The sequence below is a fragment of the Carnobacterium sp. genome (assembly GCF_032094055.1).
Lineage (GTDB): Bacteria > Bacillota > Bacilli > Lactobacillales > Carnobacteriaceae > Carnobacterium_A.
Map to the genome: position 1 here is coordinate 8742 of NZ_DAMDAK010000074.1, position 3825 is coordinate 12566.

The 3825-nt window shown below is 36.0% G+C and carries 4 protein-coding genes; 1 reads left to right on the forward strand and 3 read right to left on the reverse strand.

The window, feature by feature from the left end:
• Positions 1–147, reverse strand: a 147-nt coding sequence (locus tag RT405_RS13510) for an acyl-CoA dehydrogenase family protein (protein WP_396163715.1), incomplete at its 3' end; no start/stop codon positions are given.
• Positions 148–349: 202 nt separating this feature from the next.
• Between RT405_RS13510 and RT405_RS10560 the strand changes: the two genes are divergently transcribed.
• Complete coding sequence (locus RT405_RS10560; RefSeq protein ID WP_313469581.1) at positions 350–1051, forward strand: Crp/Fnr family transcriptional regulator; 702 nt, start codon at positions 350–352, stop codon at positions 1049–1051.
• A 322-nt stretch (positions 1052–1373) separates the two neighbouring features.
• Here RT405_RS10560 and RT405_RS10565 read toward each other — a convergent pair whose 3' ends face one another.
• Together RT405_RS10565 and RT405_RS10570 are read right to left on the reverse strand one after the other, a co-directional pair.
• Positions 1374–2213, reverse strand: coding sequence for a Cof-type HAD-IIB family hydrolase (locus RT405_RS10565; RefSeq protein WP_313469583.1), 840 nt, complete (start codon positions 2211–2213; stop codon positions 1374–1376).
• A 69-nt stretch (positions 2214–2282) separates the two neighbouring features.
• Positions 2283–3719 carry a 6-phospho-beta-glucosidase gene (locus RT405_RS10570; RefSeq protein ID WP_313469585.1) on the reverse strand — a complete coding sequence of 479 codons (1437 nt, stop codon included), beginning with the start codon at positions 3717–3719 and terminating at the stop codon, positions 2283–2285.
• Positions 3720–3825 lie beyond the last annotated feature (106 nt).

Sequence of the window (3825 nt, forward strand, 5' to 3'; positions counted from 1 at the left end):
GGTGTTTACAAATTTATCCCATAACTCTCTAGGGAATTTCCTTTGTTTATCAATCAATATATCCAACGGTTTTACTTCTTTATCTGCAAAATCGGTAACCATTTGATGCAACATTACTTGTGACTGGGTTAACTTTATACTCATCATTTACACTCCTCGTTTTGTTAAAATCTACACAAGAATTTTTTTAACATTTCAATAAGCTAAATATAGTGTATTTTTTTTCATATCTACTTGATTTAAATCAAGTACAAGAGTATTCTTTTGTTTGTAGTTGCTCAATTTATTCTTCAGAGCAGAAAAGTGATAAAAAAAAAGACATACAAAGTATTATAGAGGAGAGTATAAAATGGACAAAAGACAGTCAATATCTCATCATACTTGTGAATGTGAACGCAAAGAGAAAAAACAGTATTGTATACACGCTGTTCCTATATTCCAATCCTTAACAGCTGAACAAATGGGAAAGGTTCATTCCTTAATCCATCGAAAACAATTTCTCCATGGAGAGATGATCTATCGGCCTGGAGAAACGGCCGATTCTTTTTATTTTTTAAAAAGCGGAAAACTACGTGTGTACCGTTTATCAGACACAGGAAAAGAACAATTAGTCCGAATGGTTAATCAAAATGAATTTACTGGAGAATTAGCTTTATTCAAGAAAGGCGTATATGAAGCCTTTGCACAAGCGCAATCAGATTGTTCTATTTGTGCAATTAAACATGAAGATTTCCGTGAGCTTCTCTTAGAACATCCAAGTATCTCTATTGAAATGCTAGGTGCCATTACCAAAAGGTTGGGTACTTCTGAACAGCAAACTGCTTGGGCAACAACTGAAACGGTTAGAAACAGATTGTTGCACTTTTTAATGAGCTTGGTTGATTCTACAGAAAAAGAACCCATTGTTGAATTAAACATGGCTAAAAAAGACTTAGCTTCTTATTTAGGAACAACTTCTGAATCGTTAAGTCGAGAGTTAACCTGGTTAGAAAAAGAGAAAATCATTAAAGAAATCTCATATGGGTCGTTTAAATTGCTGAATCTTTCATAATACGAGCTTTCTTTTTGTGTAGAATCTGTTGAATAAAAAGAAAGTATTATTCTACCAGTCCCTTCTATTGCTTTTTCCTTGATAAGTCTACCCGCTTTTTATCGAAATTTTAATAAAATTCAATTGATCTATTTGGATAAATTAAAAAAATTCTCCAGAGCTTGTCTATTCTTAAAGTAAAAACAGACAAACCCAAAAAAATAATTTTGGGTTTGTCTGTTTTTGCATCACGATGTTTTTTTATAACAGCGAGTAAGGTTTGAGAAACCAGCAGTTGCACCATCTATCCAGTAAAATGAAGTACTTTTTTTTAAAAGAAAGATTACACAATAAGGCCAAAATGGCGGAAGGCCTTTTGCAGCCCATCTTTTTCGACAGTATCAGTTATATGATCTGCCATAGCTTTGATTTCTTCTCCGCCATTCCCCATGGCGACACCACCTTCGCAATAATCAAGCATTGGAATATCTACTTTTGCATCGCCAAAAGCGATCGTGTCTTTTCTCTTCGCATTATGATGGTTCAAGAGCGTTTCAATTGCTGTTTGCTTAGTAATATTATCTAAGGCAATATCCCCAAATAACGCTTTTTCACCAACTCCGCCCCATGTACCTACTTTAAACGCGGGAAAAGCTTCAACTGCATCTAGATAGTCTTGGTAATCATTTAGAATGAAACTGATTTTATTCACATCATCACGATATAAGTTTTCGCCAAAAATCATTTCCGGGAATACCTTTCTTACAGTCATCGCTTCTGCACCCGATTTTTCCTTATAGGCAACATAGTCCTTAACCGTTTGTTCTCCCCGTTTTTCAAAATGTTCACTTGCAAATAAACCATTATTTGATTCCAAATAAAATTCCAATTTGCGGTCATGCAGCCAATCGATAATACGCCGTTCTTCTTCTTCAGTCATCAATTGATGCAAGATCACTTCATTATCACTTTCAACATAGTTGCCATTTCCGCCGATATAGCCGTCAAATCCTATATCTAAGATGTAATCATACATCTCAGCTTTACTGCGGCCCGTTACTGTATAAATTTTATGCCCGTTAGCTTGTGCTGATTTAATAGCCTCAACTGCAGAATCTGGCAATTCATTAAAATAACTGACCAAAGTTCCATCTACATCAAGAAAAATATATTTTGTCTCCATGATACCCTTCCTTTTCTAAAAAGAATTTTAAGAAAAGCCATGCCGATAATCAGCATGGCTTCGATGAAATTAGCCTTTTGTATAATCTAAATTTTCGCCATTAGAAGCAATCACTTGTTTGTACCAATCAAATGATTTTTTCTTAGAGCGGGCCATCGTCCCATTGCCTTCATTGTCTCGGTCAACATAGATAAAGCCGTATCGTTTTTTCATTTCACCAGTTGACGCAGACACAATATCAATGCAGCCCCAAGGCGTATATCCTAAAATTTCTACACCATCTTTGTCTACAGCATTTTTCATTGCTTCAATGTGTTGTTTTAGGTAATCAATACGATAATCGTCTACTACATAGCCATTTTCATCAGGAGTATCAACTGCTCCGAGCCCATTTTCAACAACAAATAATGGTTTTTGATAGCGGTCATACAATTCATTCATTGTAATCTGGAATCCAAGCGGGTCAATTTGCCAGCCCCATTCGCTTTCTTCTAGATAAGGATTTTTAATAGACGCAAATATATTCCCACCTGTTTTTTCTTGGCCTTCTTGAGCAGCAGAAACTCGTGAAGAATAATAAGAAAAAGTAATATAGTCAACTGTGTGTTCCTTTAATAATTCTTTGTCGCCTTCTTCAAATGGAATCTCAATGCCTTCATCGGCTAAGCGCTTCAGAGCATAATTCGGGTATTCTCCACGAGACTGCACATCAATAAAGAAATAATTTTCTTGATTGTCTACTTGAGCTTGACGAATATCTGTAGGATTGGGTGAATTTGGATAATACTGTCCTGCAGCAATCATACAGCCTACCATGTTTTCAGGGTCTACTTCATGTGCGATCTTAGTCGCTAAAGCACTGGCTACTAATTCATGATGAGCAGCTGTGTACTTCACTTGCTCTTCATTCTCGCCTTCTTCAAATACTAAACCAGCTCCCATAAAAGGCGCATGTAAAATCATATTGATTTCGTTAAACGTGATCCAGTATTTTACTCTGCCTTTATAGCGGTTAAATAATACAGTGACGAGATTTTCATAAAAACTAACTACTTTCCGACTGCGCCAGCCTCCATATTCTTTGATCAAATGAATCGGCATATCAAAGTGGGTAATAGTTACTACGGGTTCAATCCCATATTTATGGCATTCATCAATCAATGCATCATAAAATTTTAATCCTTCTTCATTAGGTTCTGTTTCATCACCATTTGGAAAAATACGTGTCCAAGCAATACTAAAGCGATAAGATTTAAAGCCCATCTCACCAAATAAAGCAATATCTTCTTTATACCGATGATACATATCAATGGCTTCCTTAGCTGGATAAAAATGAGTCTCATCAAACTCCAAATGCTTTAATTGACCGGTAATGATTGGAAATCGGTCTTCTCCAATCGGAACGACATCAACATTCGCTAAACCGCGGCCGCCTTCATTATAACCGCCCTCACTTTGGTTGGCAGCAGTAGCACCGCCCCAAAGAAAATCTTTTCTAAATCCCATTTTTTACCTCCTAGAAAATTCACTATCATTTCCCTACCATCATATCTAAACGCTTTCTTTTTTTCAATCACTTGAACAAAATTAGAACTCTGCAACACATAATTTC

Bases quoted from the DNA above. Each gene is read 5' to 3' on its own strand.
- RT405_RS10570 (WP_313469585.1), bottom strand. From the start codon at position 3,719: ATGGGATTTAGAAAAGATTTTCTTTGGGGCGGTGCTACTGCTGCCAAC.
- RT405_RS10560 (WP_313469581.1), top strand. From the start codon at position 350: ATGGACAAAAGACAGTCAATATCTCATCATACTTGTGAATGTGAACGC.
- RT405_RS10565 (WP_313469583.1), bottom strand. From the start codon at position 2,213: ATGGAGACAAAATATATTTTTCTTGATGTAGATGGAACTTTGGTCAGT.